Source organism: Pasteurella bettyae CCUG 2042 (assembly GCF_000262245.1).
Taxonomy (GTDB): Bacteria; Pseudomonadota; Gammaproteobacteria; order Enterobacterales; family Pasteurellaceae; genus Basfia; species Basfia bettyae.
Genome location: NZ_AJSX01000033.1, coordinates 158855 through 177848, shown reverse-complemented (window position 1 = coordinate 177848; position 18994 = coordinate 158855). Strand labels below are relative to the sequence as shown.

Annotated in this window: 16 protein-coding genes and 1 tRNA gene; 11 read left to right on the top strand and 6 right to left on the bottom strand. The window is 36.4% G+C overall.

Annotation, left to right across the window (positions count from 1 at the left end; translation table 11 throughout):
• Positions 1 to 144 precede the first annotated feature (144 nt).
• Together selB and selA are read right to left on the bottom strand one after the other, a co-directional pair.
• Complete coding sequence (gene selB / locus HMPREF1052_RS06900) at positions 145 to 2004, bottom strand: selenocysteine-specific translation elongation factor (RefSeq protein WP_005760866.1); 1860 nt, start codon at positions 2002 to 2004, stop codon at positions 145 to 147.
• A gap of 14 nt (positions 2005 to 2018) precedes the next feature.
• On the bottom strand, positions 2019 to 3410 hold the full coding sequence (selA, locus tag HMPREF1052_RS06895) for an L-seryl-tRNA(Sec) selenium transferase (RefSeq protein ID WP_005760916.1): 1392 nt from the start codon (positions 3408 to 3410) through the stop codon (positions 2019 to 2021).
• A gap of 122 nt (positions 3411 to 3532) precedes the next feature.
• On the opposite strand from selA, the gene HMPREF1052_RS11255 reads away from it, so the two are divergent.
• The 7 genes from HMPREF1052_RS11255 (at position 3533) to HMPREF1052_RS06865 (ending at position 9933) form a co-directional block, all read left to right on the top strand.
• Positions 3533 to 3627 (top strand) — tRNA-Sec (locus HMPREF1052_RS11255).
• Between the two features lie 154 nt (positions 3628 to 3781).
• On the top strand, positions 3782 to 6208 hold the full coding sequence (locus HMPREF1052_RS06890) for a DMSO/selenate family reductase complex A subunit (protein WP_005760843.1): 2427 nt from the start codon (positions 3782 to 3784) through the stop codon (positions 6206 to 6208).
• Between the two features lie 9 nt (positions 6209 to 6217).
• On the top strand, positions 6218 to 6835 hold the full coding sequence (locus HMPREF1052_RS06885) for a DMSO/selenate family reductase complex B subunit (RefSeq protein ID WP_005760714.1): 618 nt from the start codon (positions 6218 to 6220) through the stop codon (positions 6833 to 6835).
• Between the two features lies 1 nt (position 6836).
• Positions 6837 to 7673, top strand: a complete 837-nt coding sequence (locus HMPREF1052_RS06880; RefSeq protein ID WP_005760836.1) for a DmsC/YnfH family molybdoenzyme membrane anchor subunit — start codon at positions 6837 to 6839, stop codon at positions 7671 to 7673.
• An 86-nt stretch (positions 7674 to 7759) separates the two neighbouring features.
• Positions 7760 to 8365: a Tat proofreading chaperone DmsD gene (dmsD, locus tag HMPREF1052_RS06875; protein ID WP_005760771.1), complete on the top strand. Its 606-nt coding sequence runs from the start codon at positions 7760 to 7762 to the stop codon at positions 8363 to 8365.
• A gap of 6 nt (positions 8366 to 8371) precedes the next feature.
• A complete protein-coding gene (gene napF / locus HMPREF1052_RS06870; RefSeq protein ID WP_005760926.1) occupies positions 8372 to 8902 on the top strand; it encodes a ferredoxin-type protein NapF in 531 nt (176 codons plus the stop codon).
• A gap of 134 nt (positions 8903 to 9036) precedes the next feature.
• Positions 9037 to 9933, top strand: coding sequence for a mechanosensitive ion channel family protein (locus HMPREF1052_RS06865; RefSeq protein ID WP_005760845.1), 897 nt, complete (start codon positions 9037 to 9039; stop codon positions 9931 to 9933).
• 63 nt (positions 9934 to 9996) lie between these two features.
• On the opposite strand, the gene HMPREF1052_RS06860 is transcribed toward HMPREF1052_RS06865, so the two are convergent.
• From HMPREF1052_RS06860 to rsmD, 4 genes are all read right to left on the bottom strand, one after another.
• A complete protein-coding gene (locus HMPREF1052_RS06860) occupies positions 9997 to 10392 on the bottom strand; it encodes a DoxX family protein (protein WP_005760721.1) in 396 nt (131 codons plus the stop codon).
• A gap of 194 nt (positions 10393 to 10586) precedes the next feature.
• Complete coding sequence (locus HMPREF1052_RS06855; RefSeq protein ID WP_005760872.1) at positions 10587 to 11726, bottom strand: NADH-dependent flavin oxidoreductase; 1140 nt, start codon at positions 11724 to 11726, stop codon at positions 10587 to 10589.
• A gap of 126 nt (positions 11727 to 11852) precedes the next feature.
• Entirely contained in the window at positions 11853 to 13784 is a 1932-nt protein-coding gene (locus HMPREF1052_RS06850) for an ABC transporter ATP-binding protein (RefSeq protein ID WP_005760717.1), read from the bottom strand.
• Positions 13785 to 13831: 47 nt separating this feature from the next.
• On the bottom strand, positions 13832 to 14449 hold the full coding sequence (gene rsmD / locus HMPREF1052_RS06845) for a 16S rRNA (guanine(966)-N(2))-methyltransferase RsmD (protein ID WP_005760917.1): 618 nt from the start codon (positions 14447 to 14449) through the stop codon (positions 13832 to 13834).
• A gap of 98 nt (positions 14450 to 14547) precedes the next feature.
• Between rsmD and ftsY the strand changes: the two genes are divergently transcribed.
• The 4 genes from ftsY to asd all read left to right on the top strand — a co-directional run bounded on the left by ftsY (position 14548) and on the right by asd (position 18963).
• Positions 14548 to 16008 carry a signal recognition particle-docking protein FtsY gene (gene ftsY, locus HMPREF1052_RS06840; RefSeq protein WP_005760868.1) on the top strand — a complete coding sequence of 487 codons (1461 nt, stop codon included), beginning with the start codon at positions 14548 to 14550 and terminating at the stop codon, positions 16006 to 16008.
• Positions 16009 to 16077: 69 nt separating this feature from the next.
• Positions 16078 to 16728: a cell division ATP-binding protein FtsE gene (ftsE, locus tag HMPREF1052_RS06835; protein ID WP_005760900.1), complete on the top strand. Its 651-nt coding sequence runs from the start codon at positions 16078 to 16080 to the stop codon at positions 16726 to 16728.
• A gap of 12 nt (positions 16729 to 16740) precedes the next feature.
• Positions 16741 to 17676: a permease-like cell division protein FtsX gene (gene ftsX / locus HMPREF1052_RS06830; protein WP_005760755.1), complete on the top strand. Its 936-nt coding sequence runs from the start codon at positions 16741 to 16743 to the stop codon at positions 17674 to 17676.
• Between the two features lie 174 nt (positions 17677 to 17850).
• On the top strand, positions 17851 to 18963 hold the full coding sequence (gene asd, locus HMPREF1052_RS06825) for an aspartate-semialdehyde dehydrogenase (RefSeq protein ID WP_005760889.1): 1113 nt from the start codon (positions 17851 to 17853) through the stop codon (positions 18961 to 18963).
• The last annotated feature ends 31 nt before the right edge of the window (positions 18964 to 18994 follow it).

The window sequence follows — 18994 nt, the reverse complement described above, 5'->3', positions numbered from 1 at the left end:
CCTAATTTTTTATAGGGGAAATATCGTATATTATAACGATATTAATTTTACATCTGTATTAATAAATTTTACAGAGCTATTAATTTTATTTATTGAAACGTTTTAGTCAAGTTTTTTTATCGTTTTTTTACCTGTAAAGAGGTATTACTGCTCAAAAACGTCTTTATCACGTAAAATATGCACATTACCTTTACGCCGTAAATAACCACATCGATCGAAATATTCCATTAATTGTACTGCTAACTTACGACCAAATTGTAATTCATCCCGTAATTGGTTTACGGTAATCGCACCATTATTATCCGCTAATTGTTTAATTAAACGAGCGTAGCCATAAATATTTTCAGTGAGAAAGAAACGGTCTTTCACAACAGCAGTTAAAAAACCTAATTTACCTGCTTTATACATGAAATTTCGCATTAAATTTTCTTCATAACCAAGAGTATTTGCCATATCTCGAACCCAAATAGCTTGGCCATTTTGTTTTTCGAACTCAGCTAATACTAATTGCCATAACCCTCTTTCTTCTGTTGAGAACTGAATTTTATGCTCAGGCAAATGTAGCCAACCACGAGTTTGTTGTAATTTACCCTTTTCAACTAATTCATCGATAAAATGATAAATCAGCTTTTCAGGTTGATTAAGCGCAGCCATACGATATAAACGTGCCTTACCTAACCCTAATTGATCGGCATGTTGGCCGTGATATTCAGCAAGTGCGGTCAGAATTTCAAAAATTTTCTGTTGTTGATAGTCAGCATTGAAACACCATTCTTGGAATTGAACTTCACCATTTTGTTGAATAATTTCATTGAGTTGTACTTCTTGAAGTTGTTCAATCCAAGCTATTTGTCGTGCCTCCACAGCCTTTTCTTGTAAGTATAAACTTATTCTTTCTGCAGCGGTTTTTGCTTGTTGTAGTTGAGCTAAATAAGCGAGACGTTGTTCAGTACGTTTATGTCGTTTTGGTGAATTAATTTCTAACACTTTTATTCCAGCGACTAATTGTTTGGCATCAGCACTACGTAAAATTAATTTATCCCCATAAGCTAAAAACAACGGTTTATCTAACATCAGTTCGGCAATTGCTTGCTGACTCGGCGCAAGTGATTTTTGTGTTAATAAAGTTAATTTACCTGTAGTACGTGTGGCTGCATGGTAAACATGAACTGGTTGACTTTCGGTGAGAAGATTTTCAGCGGTAATTTCTACTGTAATACGATCTGTCGGTTCTAATGGCGCTTGAGAAAATAACCAATCACCACGTTCAATCAAAGTGCGGTCTAAATCAGTATTAATATTTAATGCTAAACGTTGACCAGCGATACCTTCATTATTTTGGCTATTTTGTGCATGGATATTTTTAATACGGACTTTTTCACCGTTAGATAAATATAATTCATCATCAATTTTAACTTTACCACTAAATGCTGTGCCTGTGACTACGGTACCAGCACCTTTGACAGTAAAAATGCGGTCAATCGCATAACGGAATGGTTTGTTTTGATCTGCAATATTTGGCAAGGTTAATAAATAATCTCGTAATTCTTCAATGCCATCACTGGTTTTAGCTGAAGTAATAAAAAAACGACTATGAGCTAAAAAAGCATGATCTTGTTTTATTTTTTGAATAAGATCGTCGATTTGTTGTGAATTAGCACGATCAGATTTTGTGAGTACTACCATTATCTGTTCCACTTGCAGTAAATGTAAAATGGCTAAATGTTCTTCTGTTTGTGCTTGAATACCTTCATCTGCGGCTACAATTAACATAGCATAATGAATGCCACCTAAGCCTGCTAACATGTTAGCAAGAAATTTTTCATGACCAGGAACATCAATAAAACCTAAAATTCGATCTTGCACAGGTAAATAGGCATAACCTAAATCAATGGTCATCCCACGTTTCTTTTCCTCTGGTAAATGTGCGGTATTTGAACCTGTTAATGCTTGTAAAAGCGCTGTTTTACCATGGTCAACATGACCTGATGTGACGATAATCATGATGTTTTCCTATATTAAGCAGATAATTCTTTTAAGGTTGTTAATAACTTTTCAATATTTGCTAGGCTACGTAAATCCAACCAAATTTTATTATTTTCTACACGGCCAATTACTGGTGTTGATAAAGATTTAAAACGAGCTAAAAGTGCGGTTAATTTTCCATTATTTTTTCCCGAAATAGTCACCGCAATTGATGGAATTTTTGCCATTGGTTGAGAACCACTGCCAATTTGCGCTGAACTTGATTCGATTTGTAGGGAAAAATCATCTTTTAGTAGTGTTTCTAATGTTGCTTTTAATTGTTCTGCTTGCTGAGTTAATTGTTCAATAGGTTGTGTGAGTAAATGCAAACTGGTGAGTTTTTCCGCTAATTTTTCTGGTTGCAAATATAACCGTAGGGTGGCTTCTAAGCCTGCAAGAATCACTTTGTCACAACGTAAAACACGTTTTAACGGATGTGATTGTAGTTGTTGAATGAGCTCTTTTTTACCTACAATAATACCAGCCTGTGGACCACCAAGGAGTTTATCCCCTGAAAAAGAGATTAAATCCACACCTTGAGCAAGATTTTCTTGAACAGTTGGTTCTTTAGGCAGATTATATTGAGATAAATCTGTTAAGGCTCCGCTACCTAAATCTGTGATGACAGGAATATTAAACTCTTTGCCTAGTTCTGTTAATTCTTGTTCTGATACTTCACTGGTGAATCCACAAATTTGGTAATTGCTGGTGTGAACTTTCATTAAAAATGCAGTATTTTCGTTAATTGCGTTGCGATAATCTTTTAAATGCGTGCGATTCGTGGTTCCTACTTCAACTAATTTACAACCTGCTTGAGCCATAATATCAGGAATACGGAAAGCACCGCCAATTTCAATCAGTTCTCCGCGAGAAATAATGACTTCCTTGCCTTGAGCAAAGGTTGAAAGTATTAACAATACCGCAGCTGCATTATTATTCACAATACAAGCCGCTTCTGCCCCAGTGAGTTGATGAATTAACTCGCTAATATAATTGTCTCGATGACTTCGTTTTCCAACGTCTAAATCATATTCTAAAGCGACATTTTGACTCATTGCCGTAACAGCGGCTTGTTGTGCTGCTTCAGACCATAAAGCACGCCCTAAATTAGTATGCAAAACCGTACCAGTCAGGTTATGTACAGACTGAATTTGCACTTGTTGTTGGTTAGTTAAATGCTTTTGGATCTCTGTGATGGTGTTATCAAATGAGCTAAAAAAGTGCGGTATAGTTTGAGAAGATTTTATTTCTTCTCTAGCTAGGCAGAGTAAATGACGGCAACAGTTCACCACAGCAGTATGCCCAAAGGTTTGAATCAGTTGTTCTCCTTGCTCTGTTTTAAGTATTTTATCTACAGAAGGCAGTTGTTGAAAAAGTGCGGTCATTTTCTTTCCTTTTTTATCTCGTCATCTTGTTTATATTTTAAGTTTTATTTTGTAATTAAGCTATCCTTGATTTAATTACTTGAATAATCACTCTATTTAAGCTAAAGTTCTCAGCACAAAATGGAGGGTCGTCGTATCCGGTGATGCGGCAGGACTTCAAATCCTGTTAGGGCTGCCAGCAGTCCTGGGTGGGTTCAACTCCCATGACCCTCCGCCAAAAATTTTACTTGCCATAAATCTAATCAAAAACAATTCCTATTATTACTTAACTTGTTGATTTTATTAACATTAATAAATATTGATATGTATCAATATTTATCTACCTCATAAAGGTTAAACTATAACCAGTTAATTTTCGTGGGGGAAATTATATGGGTGATTTTAATCCAAAATTAAATCGTCGTGATTTTTTAAAAACGGCGTCAGCAACCAGTTTAACGGTGGCTGCTGCTTCAAGTTTATCTCTTCCTTTTTCTGCTAAATCTGAAAATATTGTAGTAAATAATACAAATGATGAAAAAATTGTTTGGAGTGCATGTACTGTAAATTGCGGTAGTCGCTGTGCATTGCGTATGCACGTTAAAGACGACCGAATTGCTTATGTAGAAACCGATAATACGGGAACTGAAACCTATAATCTTGATCATCAAGTAAGAGCATGTTTACGTGGGCGTTCAATGCGCCGACGAGTTTACAATCCTGACCGCTTAAAATATCCAATGAAACGAGTTGGTAAGCGAGGTGAAGGGAAATTTGAGCGCATCACTTGGGATGAAGCATTAACAATAATTGCGAAATCTTTAAAGAAAAATATTGCAGAGTATGGTAATGAAAGTATCTATTTAAACTACGGTACAGGTACTCTTGGAGGAACGATGACCAAATCTTGGCCTCCAGGTTCAACAATGGTTGCTCGCTTAATGAATTGTGTTGGTGGCTATTTAAACCATTATGGTGACTATAGTACAGCACAAATTGCAGTTGGACTGGATTATACCTACGGCGGTGGTTGGGCACTAGGTAATGGCATGGCTGATATGGAAAATTCCAAGTTAATCGTCTTATTTGGCAATAATCCAGCTGAAACAAGAATGAGTGGTGGGGGGTTAACTTATTGTATTCAGCAAGCAAAAGCTAAATCTAATGCAAAATTGATCATTATTGATCCTCGTTATACCGATACAGCTTTAGGTAAGGAAGATGAGTGGATCCCTATTCGTCCTGGTACAGATGCGGCATTAGTTTCGGGATTAGCTTATGTATTAATTATGGAGAATTTAGTTAATCAGGATTTCCTTGATAAATATTGTGTGGGTTATGACGAGAAAACATTACCAGAAAATGCGCCTAAAAATAGCCACTATAAAGCATATATTTTAGGACAAGGTGAAGATGGTATTGCTAAAACACCAGAATGGGCAGCCAAAATTACAGGTATTCCTGCTGAGCGTATTGTGAAATTAGCTCGTGAAATTGGTTTAACAAAACCTGCTTGTATTTCACAAGGCTGGGGACCACAACGCCGTAGTAATGGTGAAATTCTTTCTCGTGCGATAGCAATGCTCCCAATTTTAACTGGCAATGCAGGAATTAGTGGAGGGAATACAGGTGCTCGAGAAAGCTCTTATGGAATTCCTTTTGTGCGCATGCCAACTTTGACAAACCCTGTGAAAGCAAGTATTCCAATGTTTCTTTGGACTGATGCAATTATTCGTGCAACAGAAATGACAGATAAAACAGACGGTATTCGTGGTGTTGAGCGTTTAACAGCACCAATTAAAGTGATTTGGAATTATGCGAGTAATTGCTTAATTAACCAACATGCACAGATTAACCGTACTCATGAAATTTTACAAGATGATACGAAATGTGAGTTGATTATTACGATTGATAATCATATGACATCAACAGCGAGATATAGCGATATTTTGTTACCTGATTGCACGACATCAGAGCAAATGGATTTCTGCTTAGATGCTTTCACTTCTAATATGAATTACGTTATTTTTGCTGATCAAGTAGTAAAACCACCATTTGAGTGTCGTAATATTTACGATATGTTAAGTGATTTATCTGAAAAACTAGGTGTAAAAGAGAAATTTACGGAAGGACGTACACAAGAAGAATGGTTACGCTATATCTATGAACAGTCAAGAGATCATCTTCCTGAATTACCAAGTTTTGAAGAGTTTAGAAAACAGGGAATTTTTAAAAAAGTAGATCCAAAAGGTTTTTATATCGCCTATAAAGATTTTCGTGATAATCCAGAAGCAAATCCACTAGCAACACCATCAGGAAAAATTGAGATCTATTCTGAGCGTTTAGTCGAAATTGCTAAAACTTGGAAATTAAATAAAGATGAGGTTATTCATCCACTTCCAATTCATGTGGACAGCTTTGAACATTACGGTGATCCATTAATGGAAAAATATCCGCTTCAGGTATGTGGTTTTCATTATAAAGCTCGTACCCATTCTACCTATGGTAATGTAGATGTATTAAAAGAAGCGAATCCGCAAGAGGTTTGGATTAATCCTATTGATGCTGAGCAAAGAGGTATTAAAAATGGCGATATGCTGAGAATCTTTAATGATCGTGGTGAAGTTCATATCAATGCAAAAGTTACCCCACGTATTATTCCTGGAGTAGTAGCGTTGAGTGAAGGTGGCTGGTATGCCCCAGATAGTAATGGTATTGACCATGGTGGTTGTGTAAATGTACTCACAACACAACGTCCTTCACCTTTAGCCAAAGGTAATCCTCAACATTCTAACTTAGTTCAAGTTGCAAAATTATAGGAGTGAGCTATGGAACAATATGGTTTTTATTTTGATTCTGAACGCTGCACTGGCTGTAAAACTTGCGAGTTAGCGTGTAAAGATTACAAAGATTTAGGTACAGACGTAAATTTCCGTCGTATTTATGAATATGCGGGTGGAAATTGGGTGCAAGATAATAATGGCTGTTGGAATCAAGATGTATTTACTTATTATATGTCGATTTCTTGTAACCATTGTTCAGATCCTGCTTGTACTAAGGTTTGTCCAAGTGGCGCAATGCATAAAAATGAAGATGGTTTTGTGATTGTGGATGAACAAAAATGTATCGGCTGTCGTTATTGTAGTATGGCTTGCCCATACGATGCACCACAATTTAATGTGAAGAAAGGACATATGACCAAATGTGATGGTTGTTATTCTCGCATCAAAGAAGGATATAAACCTATTTGTGTGGAGGCTTGCCCGTTACGTGCTCTCGATTTTGCTCCAATTGATGAATTACGAGCAAAATATGGCAATCAAGCTTCTATTGCTCCTTTGCCACCATCAGATTTTACCAAACCAAACTTGGTAGTTAATTCGAATAAAAATGCTCGCCCAAGTGGTGATACAACAGGGTTTTTAGCTAACCCAAGAGAGGTGTAAGATGAACGGATTACATGAATTACCACTGATTATTTTTACGGTATTAGCACAATCAGTCGTAGGTGCGTGGCTAATCTTCTCTTTTGTTTTATGCCGTAATAATAGTGAAAAGAGTCGAAATTATCTCTATAAAGCAATGTTTGTATTATTAGCCTTATTAGGTGTTGGGTTCATTGCTTCAGTGTTACACCTTGGTTCTCCACTACGCGCCTTTAATAGCCTAAATCGTGTGGGCAGTTCAATGCTTAGTAATGAAATTGCCAGTGGAGCCGTTTTCTTTGCAATAGCAGGTTTATATTGGCTACTGGCTATTTTAGGAAAAATGCCTCTAGCTTTAAATAAAATTTGGCTAATTTTGACCGCACTTTTAGGGCTAGTGTTTATGTATATGATGAATAATCTTTATCATATTAGTACGGTGCCAACCTGGAATAGTACGATTACCTCTTGGTTATTTTACTTAACAGTGGTTATTGGCGGTTCCGCTTTAGGTTATGCACTTGCTTATGGTAATGCTGATAAAGCGTATCAACTACGCTATATTCCTATTTTATATTGCTTAGGTGTGTTTTTATCTGCAATGGTCGTGATTTATCAAGGCTTTGGTTTAACTCAAATTCATAGCTCGGTTCAACAAGCGGTAAATTTAGTACCAGATTTTGCAATTATGCATTGTATTCGCTTTTGTTTATTAGGGTTAGCGGGTTTCTTATTATTCAAGGGTAAGAATCTAGCCATGCTCATTAGTGCGGCATTTATTGCACTCTTTGCAGAAATGATTGGTAGAACTATTTTCTATGGTTTACATATGACAGTCGGCATGGCTGTGGCGGGTTAAATTAACCGCTGAAATTTTTCTAAAACCCACCGCACTTTTAATAAGTACAATCTCCATAAAAGTGCGGTTGATTTTTAAGGAATAGTATGAATAACGAATTACTGCAATGGATTTCTACGAGTGGACGTTTATTAGGCGCAATGTTTTATTATGAGCCTAAAGATCAACGCGTTGCTTCTATCTTAGATTTTTTTAAACAGCCAGATTGGATTGAAGAATGGGCACCTTTGGCTCAATCAGAACAAATTAGTACTTTAGTAAAAAAAGGCTTACAACAGAATTTGTCTGCAGATTATCAATATTTGTTTATTGGCCCTAATGATTTGCCAGCACCCCCTTGGGGATCGGTGTATTTAGATAAAGAATCAGTTATTTTTGGTGATTCATTATTAGCCTTACGAAGCTTTTTGCAAAGCAACCAAATTAATTTTGTGCAGACCTTGAATGAACCTGAAGATCACTTAGGGTTGATGTTGATGTTAGCCGCTTATTTAGCGGAAAATCGCCCTCAATTATTGAATGAGTTTTTGAGTAAGCATTTACTTACTTGGGGATATCGTTGTCTTGATTTATTGATTGAACAACAAAATTTTCCTTTTTATCAAGGAATTGCTCTTCTTGCTCGAGAAACCTTACAAGGTTGGCAACAACAAGCAGATATTCAACCCGCTCAACTACAACTATATCGGTAATTTGCTATGCAAGGCAAAAATGAACAATATTATCAAGCTTATTTAAGCCATCATCATATTTCTCGTAGAAGGTTATTACGTGGCGTTTTCCATCCTGTTGAAAAGGTCGTGGAAAAGCATATTGTTCGTTTAGCTACTCGACCACCTTTTGCTGCTGAAGAAGCGCTTTTTCTGATTGCTTGCACTGGATGTGGCGATTGCGTTTCTGCTTGTCCTCATCATCTTATTCAGATTCAGCAACATAAAGCCGTGCTTGAAATTGATTATATGAGTTGTAATTTGTGTGGCAAATGTGCAGAAGTTTGTGCAAGACATGCATTACATCCTGCGTTTAAAAAAGATACGGAATTACGACCACACTTTTCTAACCAATGTCTTATAAAGCAGCATCAAGCTTGTTCTAGTTGTCAACAACAATGCCCACAACAAGCGATTTCTGTTGATTTAGTCGTAGATAATGAACGTTGTAATGGCTGTGGTGAATGTAAAATATCTTGTTTCCTTTCAGCCATAAACTTGCAACAGATGCCTGCTTAGCTTGCAACCAATAAAAATTTATGTTGTCATACACCAAGTGCGATGAAATTTTTAATATTTTCACCGCACTTTTTATTTAATTAAGATAGAGTAATCATTTTACTCTTGTTTTTATTGGTTAGAGGAAAGACAAAATGTCAGCACAAGAGACAGCGCAAAATTTAGATGTGGCCGCTGAAACAGATAAAATTATTAATAAAGTTAGTAACATGAACTTTGACACCATGTTAAATGAATGGATTCTGCCTTATGGTACTAAACTATTATTAGCCATTGTTATTTTTATTGTAGGTAAATGGATTGCTCATGGATTGAGTAAATTATTGGGTAAAGCAGCTTTTGCTTCAACCAAAGATGATATGTTACAAAGCTTTGTTTCATCCATTAGTTATTTTTTATTTTTATTGATTGTGGTGATTGCAGCGCTTTCTCAATTAGGTATTAATACTAGTTCATTAGTGGCATTAATTGGTGCCGCTGGTTTGGCGATTGGTTTATCATTACAAAGTTCATTGCAAAACTTTGCTGCGGGTGTCATGTTGCTTATTTTCAAACCCTTCCGTAAAGGCGATTTTATTGAAACTAGTGGTCAAGCTGGAACTGTTGAACAAATGGGATTATTAGTGCTTGAATTACGCACGGCAGACAATAAAACGGTATTAATTCCAAACGCTAAAGTATTCTCTGATAGCATTGTAAATAACAGTGCAAACTCAACTCGTCGTATCGATTTTATTTTTGATATTGCATATGATGCAGATATTGCGAAAGCTAAAGAAATTGTGGCTCAAGTATTAAAATCCGATGTGCGAGTGTTACAAAATCCACAACCAACAATTGCAGTGGGTGCATTAGCAGCAAGCAGCGTACAATTATTTGTTCGTCCTTGGGTAAATACTGGTAATTATTGGGATGTCTATTTTAATATTACTGAAAATGTCAAACTTGAATTTGATAAAGCAGGCATTGAAATTCCATTTAATCAGATGGATATTAATTTCCCCACAGAAAAAATTTCACAAATTAAGTAATTAGTAATCAATAAAAAGGCTGAATCAATCATTCAGCCTTTTTGTTTATCTAAATTTTAAATATTATTTATTTCGGTTATCTACAGAAAATTTCCCTGAGCCTGCAAATATAAAAAAGAAAAATACGAAGCAGTAAAGTGCTGGTAATTCACCACCTTTTAATAAAGGTAATAATGGGTTGGCTCCATGTACAAAGAAGAATGCAAAAGCCATCATGCCTGATAATAAGAAGGCCACAGGGCGAGTAAATAAACCGATGATAAATAAGAAGCCACCAACGATTTCAAGAATACCGCCCACACCATATTGTGAGAATAATGGTACTGAGCCATTACCGTTTGTCATTGACATGGGAAATTCAAAGAATTTTGCCGTGCCATGTAATAAAAACATATAACCAATAATGATACGTAATAACCCTAAAACATAGGGAGAGTATTTTTCTAATTTTTCGTTCATAAAGTTGTTCCTAAATAAAATACTAAATAGACAATAATATTATAAAAGACACACATTAAGCAGTGTCTGATAATTATATTTATCTATTTATTGTTAATAAATATAAAAAATATTGAAACATTATCAACTAATAGTAAATCATTAAAACATAAAAACGTGAATAATAAGATCCATTTTCTTAATTTAATATAAGATTAAATATCTAAAGGGCTCCAGTTTTTATCTTTCACTGGAGGCAGCCAAGCACTACCTTTTACACACATTTCCCATAATAATTGCGGAATACCATAATGGTCGGCTTTTTCAGGATCAAGATGTGTAATGATTTCATTTTCACAGCCCTGTTTAATCAAAGTAGCGATATTGGGATTGATCATTACTGTTTTACCTAAACCAATAAATTCTGCCCAGCCTTTTGCGTAAGCATTGATAATTTGTTCTGCTGTGAATAAGCAACCTACGCCAATCAGTGGTAGTTTACCGGCAATATGATCATGTACTAATTGCATACGAGTTAGGTTGGTATCTGCGCCACGACGAGCTTTTTTGTAGAAATCATGTAATGACATATGTAGATATTGCAATGGTTTTTTCACTAATTCATCAATTAATGCAAAGGTATCTTCCATTGTTAAACCTAATTCTTCAGGTTCTTCAGGTGAGAAACGGTAACCGATCATAAAATCATTACGATTAAATTTTGCTCGAGCAGCAATGACAGCATCTACTACTGCTAATGGGAAACGCATACGTTTTTCACGTGATCCACCCCATTCATCGGTACGTTGGTTGGAATGACCTGAGTAGAATTGTTGAATTAAATAACCATTAGCACCATGGATTTCTACCCCATCAAAACCAGCTTGAATAGCTAATTCTGTGGCATAACCAAAAGCTTTTATTAAATCTTCTATTTCAGTTATGGTTAATGCACGAGCGCCTGATTCTTGATCATCAGAAGGTGCTACTTTGTCGTTTCTTTTTAATAAATCCGCCACTGCAGATTTACCGCCATGGTGGATTTGTAAAATCGCTTTTGCGCCCTGTGCTTTAATTATCTCTGCTGTTTGTTTTAAGCTAGGTAATTGCGATACATGAATCGCTTCAGGTTGACCATAAAAAGCTTTGCCGTTATCAGCTACTAGTGTTGCAGCTAAGATAAACATACCAACATCATTAGCACGATTGCCAATAAAGATACGTTCTTCTTCGCTGAGTGTGCCATTTTCATGAGAGGCAAAATGTGTCATCGGTGCTACGGCTAAACGGTTTTTAATTTCCACACCGTTATTTAAACGGTAAGCTTCAAATAAAGGGGCATATTTTGAATTCATAATAGATCCTTGGTTAAGGAGGGATTTTATGAGAGTAAAACAACTTGCTGAATTAATCAATGATTAGATAGTGAGTTTGTTAACTCACTATCTGGATTAAAAGTGCGGTGAGAAATATAAAAATTTTTATGAATTCAGGATTGCTTCCAATTCTTCCTGAGCGGTTAACCATGCTATTTCTATTTCTTCTAACGTTTTTTTCACTTTGACTTGTTCCGCTAAAAGTGCGGTCATTTTATCTTTATTTTCTGCCGTATAAAGTTCGGAATCACCTAGTTGAGTTTCAATATCATTGAGTTGCTGATGGCATTTATCCATGTTTATTTCAAAGGTGCTAATTCGTTTACGTAAAGGAGCTGTTTGTTGGCGTAATTCTGCCTCACGACGTTTTTGCTCTTTGCGATTAGCACTCGTATTTTCATTGGCAGATGATTGTTCAGAAATTTCGGTATTTTTGACCGCACTTTTTCCTTGAGCATTAATTTCATTTAGCCATTTTGCATAGTCTTCTAAGTCACCATTAAATTCTTCTACTTGTTTATCATGTACCAAATAGAATTCTTCTACGGTGTTACGTAGTAAGTGACGGTCGTGGGAAACGACAACTAATGAGCCTTGATAATCCACTAAAGCTTCTGTTAACGCTTGACGCATATCTAAGTCAAGATGGTTGGTGGGTTCATCCAATAATAGTAAATTTGGGCGTTGCCATACGATCAGCGCTAACACTAAACGGGCTTTTTCGCCGCCAGAGAATTGTTTTACTGGATCATTCACTTTATCACCGTGGAAAGCAAAACTACCAAGATAATTACGCAGCTCTTGCTCTGTCTGCATCGGTGCAAGTTTTTGTAAATGCCATAAGGCACTTTCATCAGCACGTAAAGTATCTAATTGATGCTGTGCAAAATAACCTAATTGTACGCCTTTAGCTAATTGCACTACGCCAGAACGAGCCTGCAGTTCGCCTGCTAATAATTTAATTAAGGTAGATTTCCCTGCTCCATTTTTGCCTAGTAAACCGATACGTGAACCAGGCACTAAATTCAGCTTAATTTTTTGTAGAATTTCTGCCGCATTTTTACCTTCACCATAGCCTGCGGAGGCTTTATCAATCATTACTAAGGGATTAGGCAATGAAAGAGGTGCTCGGAATTCAAAAGTAAAAGGATTATCCACATGAGCAGGAGCAATTAATTCCATACGCTCCAGAGCTTTCATGCGACTTTGCGCTTGTTTTGCTTTGGTGGCTTTTGCCTTGAAACGGTCGATATATTTTTGTAAATGAGCAATTTTATCTTGTTGTTGACGATACATTGCACTGTGTTGTGACAGCTTTTCTGCTCGTTGTAATTCAAAAGAAGAATAATCGCCCGTATATTCATTCAGCTTCTGATGTTCAATGTGAATGATTTTATTCACAATCGGATCAAGGAAATCACGGTCATGTGAAATTAATAAGAGTGTACCTTGATATTGTACCAACCAACGTTCTAACCAAATTACCGCATCTAAATCCAAGTGGTTAGTGGGTTCATCGAGTAACAGTAAATCTGAAGGGCATAACAATGCTTGTGCTAAGTTTAAACGCATACGCCAGCCCCCCGAGAAAGATTTCACCGAATGTTGCAATTCTTCCTGTGAGAAGCCTAAACCATGTAATAAGGCAGCGGCACGAGCTTGAATTGTCCATGCATCAATGGTATCTAATTGACCGTGAATACGGGCGATAGCATTACCATCATTACATTCATTGGCATTCGCTAATTCTTTTTGTAAACGACAATATTCACGATCACCTTCAATGACATAATCTAGGGCTGAAATTTCTAAGGCTGGGGTTTCTTGATTTACCCAAGATACCGCCCAATTAGCAGGATAAGTAGCATTGCCACCTTCAGGTTGCATTTCTTTTTTGAGTAAAGCGAATAAGGTGGATTTTCCGCAACCATTTTTACCTACCAGCCCGACTTTTTGTTTAGGATTGATGCTAGCGTTTGCTTCTTCTAGAAGGACTGTTTGACCACGTTTTAAAGTTAAATTAGAGAAAAAAATCATGCTGTTTTGAGTTTATAAAATTGAAATAAGGTTTTAATCTTTAAGAATTAGTTAACTTGATATAAGCGATAACTGACTAACCCTGTGTTTTTTTCTTTGAGTAAATGCCAATGTGCTGGTGCCGAAATAGTCTTAGCCAGCTCAGTTTCCACATAAACTAAGGCTTTTGTTTTGAGCCACTGATTTTTATCTAGTAGAGCAATGGCTTGTTCTGCCAAATCAAAATGGAACGGAGGATCCAAAAAGACTAAATCAAATTGAGGCTGAGCAGGCTTTTGGCTTAAATAACTTAAGCTGTTTTGATTGATGACTTCCGCTGATTCTTTAGCACATTTTAGGGTTTGTAAATTTTGTTTGAGCTGTGTTGCCACAGACTTTTCTAATTCTAAAAAAGTAACATGTTTAGCTTGGCGGGAAAGAGCTTCAAAACCTAAGGCACCACTGCCTGCAAATCCATCTAAACAGACGCTATCTACAATGTAAGGCATTAGCCAATTAAATAATGTTTCTTTGACTCGATCACCTGTTGGCCGCAACCCTTGTGAATTTAGTACAGGAAGTTTTCGCCCTCGCCATAAACCAGCAATAATTCGTACTTCACCTTTAGCTTGGTTTTGTTTAGTTGGTATCAGCTTTAAAGTGCGTTGATTTGTATTTTTTTTCATAGAGGATTTGCAAATAAATGTTACACTATGGGAAATTAAATGTAGTGTAACAAAATTCAGGTTTTTTGACCAAACCTTAGAGGAAATGAGAGCAATTTATGGCAAATGAACAGAAAAAAGGCGGTTTTTGGTCTTGGTTAGGCTTAGGTAACAAAAAAGAACAAGAAGAGCAAATCGCTGACTCAGAAGCCCAATCTGAATTATCAGAACAAGTGGAAGAATTGGTTGATGATGTTAAAGATAAAATTGAACAATTAGCCGAGAAAGCAGAAGATATTACTGACCAAGTTGAAGAGAATATTGATCAGCTTCAAGCACATGTGGAACAAAAAACAGATCAATTTGAAGCTCAACTTAAACAATCGGTTTCTGAATTTTCACAGAAGTTTGAAGATTTTGAGCATAAAATTGATGATAATTTACAAAACCTTAAACAAGATGCTACGGCTTATATTGAACAAGTGAAAGCGGAATTTTCTGAAAATGAACCGCACTTTGAAGACAAATCCACAGATAAGCTAGAACATGAAAGTGCGGTAGAAAATTCAGAAATTTCTGCTCAAACTGCGGTGACTCATAGTACTGACCTTGATGTTAGTCAAGTGGCTATTCAAACTCAAGAAAAACCAAGTGAAGGTGGTTTCTTTAGTCGTTTGGTAAAAGGGTTATTAAAAACTAAACAAAATATTGGTGCAGGTTTCCGTAGTTTATTTACGGGTAAGAAAATTGATGATGAGCTATTCGAGGAGTTAGAAGAACAGTTATTGATTGCCGATATCGGTATGCCAACCACCACTAAAATTATCAGCCATCTTACCGAACATGCCAGCCGAGCTCAGTTGAAAGATGCCGATATGCTTTATCAACAATTGAAAGTAGAAATGGCAGAAATTCTTAAACCTGTTGAGCAGCCCTTAGTAATTGATAGTAGTAAAAAACCTTATGTAATTTTAATGGTGGGAGTCAACGGCGTAGGTAAAACAACCACGATTGGTAAATTAGCCCGTCAGTTCCAACAACAAGGAAAATCGGTGATGTTAGCCGCTGGTGATACTTTCCGTGCTGCTGCTGTTGAACAGCTACAAGTATGGGGCGAACGTAATAATATTCCCGTGGTAGCTCAAAGCACAGGTTCTGATTCTGCTTCAGTAATTTTCGATGCAATGCAATCAGCCGCCGCTCGTAACATAGATATTTTGATTGCTGATACCGCAGGTCGTTTACAAAATAAGAATAATCTTATGGACGAATTGAAAAAAATCGTACGTGTGATGAAAAAATATGATGAAACGGCTCCCCATGAAATTATGTTAACCCTTGATGCAGGCACGGGTCAAAATGCTATTAGCCAAGCTAAATTATTTCACGAAGCAGTGGGTTTAACAGGAATTAGTTTAACGAAATTGGATGGAACAGCCAAAGGCGGTGTAATTTTTGCTATTGCGGATCAATTTAATTTACCCATTCGTTATATTGGTGTGGGCGAAAAAATTGAAGATTTACGCCCATTCCATGCAGAGGAATTTATTGATGCGTTATTCACCCATGAAGAAGCTTAAGGATAACAAGGTAAAGTGCGGTTAATTTCGGCACTTTTTATCAAATACAATAATTAGAGATATAAAAAGATGATACGTTTTGCAGATGTAAGTAAAGCTTATATGGGAGGAAAACCAGCATTACAGGGGCTGACTTTCCATTTACCTGTAGGCAGTATGACTTATTTAACAGGGCATTCGGGTGCCGGTAAAAGTACCTTATTAAAATTAATTATGGGTATGGAACGTGCTAATGGTGGACAAATTTGGTTTAATGGCCATGACATTACCCGCCTTTCAAGTTATGAAATTCCATTTTTGCGTCGTCAAATTGGGATGGTTCATCAAGATTATCGCTTATTACCTGAACGTTGTGTAGTCGATAATGTGGCGTTGCCATTAATTATTGCTGGCTATCGCCCGAAAGATGCAGAAAAATATGCGCTTGCAGCATTAGATCGTGTCGGTTTACGTGATCGTGCTAATCATTTACCAATTCATTTATCTGGCGGTGAACAACAACGTGTGGATATTGCTCGTGCGGTTGTGCATAAACCACAATTATTATTAGCCGATGAGCCAACAGGGAACTTAGATATTAATCTATCTATGGATATTTTTAATCTTTTTGAAGAATTTAATCATATGGGCATGACAGTATTAATCGCCACTCACGATTTATCTTTAATTCAACAAAAACCAAAACCTTGCTTAGTATTAGAGCAAGGTCATTTACGTTAAGGTCGGTGTTCTATGAGTTCAATGAATAGCGCACCATTTTGGGTGCAAATGCAGTATGTGTTACGTAATGTATGGGCCGATCTTGTGAAGCGTAAATATGGCACTTTGCTGACTATTTTAGTGATTGCCGTTTCATTATCTATTCCTACCGTGAGTTTTTTATTGTGGAAAAATACCCATCTTGCAGCCACTCAGTTTTATCCTGAAAGTGATATTACGGTTTATTTGCATAAAAATCTTAGTGAAGACGATGCGAATGCTGTGGTGGAAAAAATTCGTCAAGTTGAAGGCATTGATAGCCTTAATTATATTTCTCGCCAAGAAAGTTTAAATGACTTTAAAACTTGGTCTGGCTTTAATGAAGAGTTGGATATTTTAGATGATAATCCATTACCTGCGGTAGTGATGATTCAGCCCACTAAAGAATTCCAAGACTCGAAAAAACGTGAACAATTACGGGCTAATTTAGACCAAATTAAAGGTGTACAGGAAGTGCGTTTAGATAATGATTGGATGGAAAAATTCACTGCGCTTACTTGGTTGATTGGTCATGTAGCAATCTTTTGTGCCGTGTTAATGACCCTTGCAGCCTTCTTAGTGATTGGTAACAGTATTCGTTCTGATGTATATAGTAGCCAAGCAAATATTTCTGTGATGAAATTATTAGGTGCGACAGATCAATTTATCCTTCGACCATATCTTTACACTGGAATTATTTATGGATTCTTAGGAGGGTTCTTTGCATGTTTCTTCAGTAGTTTATTGATTGGTTATTTTGCTAATGCAGTGAAATATGTGACAGATGTTTTTGCAGTGAAATTTGAACTAAATGGGTTAGCATTCGGAGAAGTGTTATTCCTGTTAATTATTTGTTCTATTGTCGGTTATGCATCGGCTTGGATTTCAGCCACTCGTCATATTCGGATGTTAGAGCGTAAAGTAGGATAATTATTTCATTTGATGAGAAAGGCTATTTTTAAGTAAATAGCCTTTTTTAATTTGCAGACAGGGTAAAATATATTTTATTCCATTTTTTTAGCAAAAAAACTTGCTTTTATTTAGCGTATCTAGTAATTAATTAAATCTAGTCAAACACACATAATTAACTTAAGGAAACAAAATATGAAAAACGTAGGATTTATTGGTTGGCGTGGCATGGTAGGTTCCGTTTTAATGGATCGTATGATTCAAGAAAACGATTTCTCAAATCTTAATCCAATCTTCTTTACCACTTCACAAGCGGGTCAAAAAGCACCTGATTTTGCAGGTAAAGATGCTGGCATTTTAAAAGATGCATTTGATATCGAAGAATTAAAGAAACTAGATATTATTGTTACTGCACAAGGTGGTGACTACACTTCAGCGGTTTATCCAAAATTAAAAGCAACAGGATGGGATGGTTACTGGGTTGATGCAGCATCAACTTTACGTATGGAAAAAGATTCAATCATTGTATTGGATCCTGTAAACCAACATGTTATTTCTGAGGGTTTAAAAAATGGCATTAAGACTTTCGTAGGGGGAAACTGTACGGTAAGTCTAATGTTAATGGCTATTGGTGGCTTATTTGAAAAAGATTTAGTGGAATGGGTTTCTGTTGCAACTTACCAAGCAGCTTCTGGTGCTGGAGCAAAAAATATGCGTGAATTGCTTTCACAAATGGGTCAATTAGAAAGTGCTGTATCAGCTGAATTAGCCAATCCCGCTTCTTCAATATTAGAAATTGAACGTAAAGTTACCGCACAAATGCGTTCGGTAGAATTTCCAACAGAAAACTTTGGCGCTGCATTGGGCGGTAGTTTAATTCCTTGGATTGATAAATTATTACCAAGTGGTCAAACTAAAGAGGAATGGAAAGGTTATGCAGAAACGAACAAAATTCTTGGTTTAAGTGATAATCCAATTCCTGTAGATGGCTTGTGTGTACGTATTGGTGCATTACGTTGCCATAGCCAAGCTTTCACAATCAAATTAAAACGTGATATTCCATTAGAAGAAATAGAGAAAATCTTAGCATCTCATAATGAATGGGTGAAAGTAATTCCAAATGACAAAGAAACCACATTACGTGAATTAACACCTGCGAAAGTAACAGGGACATTAAGTGTGCCAGTGGGTCGTTTACGTAAATTAGCGATGGGTCCGGAATACTTAGCTGCATTTACTGTGGGTGACCAGTTATTATGGGGAGCAGCAGAACCTGTACGTCGTATTTTAAAACAGTTAGTGGCTTAACCAGTTGAATTAAATATAAAAGTGCGGTGAT

Excerpts from the sequence above, each read along its gene's own strand:
- selB (WP_005760866.1), bottom strand. The coding sequence starts at position 2,004 with ATGATTATCGTCACATCAGGTCATGTTGACCATGGTAAAACAGCGCTT.
- selA (WP_005760916.1), bottom strand. The coding sequence starts at position 3,410 with ATGACCGCACTTTTTCAACAACTGCCTTCTGTAGATAAAATACTTAAA.
- HMPREF1052_RS06890 (WP_005760843.1), top strand. The coding sequence starts at position 3,782 with ATGGGTGATTTTAATCCAAAATTAAATCGTCGTGATTTTTTAAAAACG.
- HMPREF1052_RS06885 (WP_005760714.1), top strand. The coding sequence starts at position 6,218 with ATGGAACAATATGGTTTTTATTTTGATTCTGAACGCTGCACTGGCTGT.
- HMPREF1052_RS06880 (WP_005760836.1), top strand. The coding sequence starts at position 6,837 with ATGAACGGATTACATGAATTACCACTGATTATTTTTACGGTATTAGCA.
- dmsD (WP_005760771.1), top strand. The coding sequence starts at position 7,760 with ATGAATAACGAATTACTGCAATGGATTTCTACGAGTGGACGTTTATTA.
- napF (WP_005760926.1), top strand. The coding sequence starts at position 8,372 with ATGCAAGGCAAAAATGAACAATATTATCAAGCTTATTTAAGCCATCAT.
- HMPREF1052_RS06865 (WP_005760845.1), top strand. The coding sequence starts at position 9,037 with ATGTCAGCACAAGAGACAGCGCAAAATTTAGATGTGGCCGCTGAAACA.
- HMPREF1052_RS06860 (WP_005760721.1), bottom strand. The coding sequence starts at position 10,392 with ATGAACGAAAAATTAGAAAAATACTCTCCCTATGTTTTAGGGTTATTA.
- HMPREF1052_RS06855 (WP_005760872.1), bottom strand. The coding sequence starts at position 11,726 with ATGAATTCAAAATATGCCCCTTTATTTGAAGCTTACCGTTTAAATAAC.
- HMPREF1052_RS06850 (WP_005760717.1), bottom strand. The coding sequence starts at position 13,784 with ATGATTTTTTTCTCTAATTTAACTTTAAAACGTGGTCAAACAGTCCTT.
- rsmD (WP_005760917.1), bottom strand. The coding sequence starts at position 14,449 with ATGAAAAAAAATACAAATCAACGCACTTTAAAGCTGATACCAACTAAA.
- ftsY (WP_005760868.1), top strand. The coding sequence starts at position 14,548 with ATGGCAAATGAACAGAAAAAAGGCGGTTTTTGGTCTTGGTTAGGCTTA.
- ftsE (WP_005760900.1), top strand. The coding sequence starts at position 16,078 with ATGATACGTTTTGCAGATGTAAGTAAAGCTTATATGGGAGGAAAACCA.
- ftsX (WP_005760755.1), top strand. The coding sequence starts at position 16,741 with ATGAGTTCAATGAATAGCGCACCATTTTGGGTGCAAATGCAGTATGTG.
- asd (WP_005760889.1), top strand. The coding sequence starts at position 17,851 with ATGAAAAACGTAGGATTTATTGGTTGGCGTGGCATGGTAGGTTCCGTT.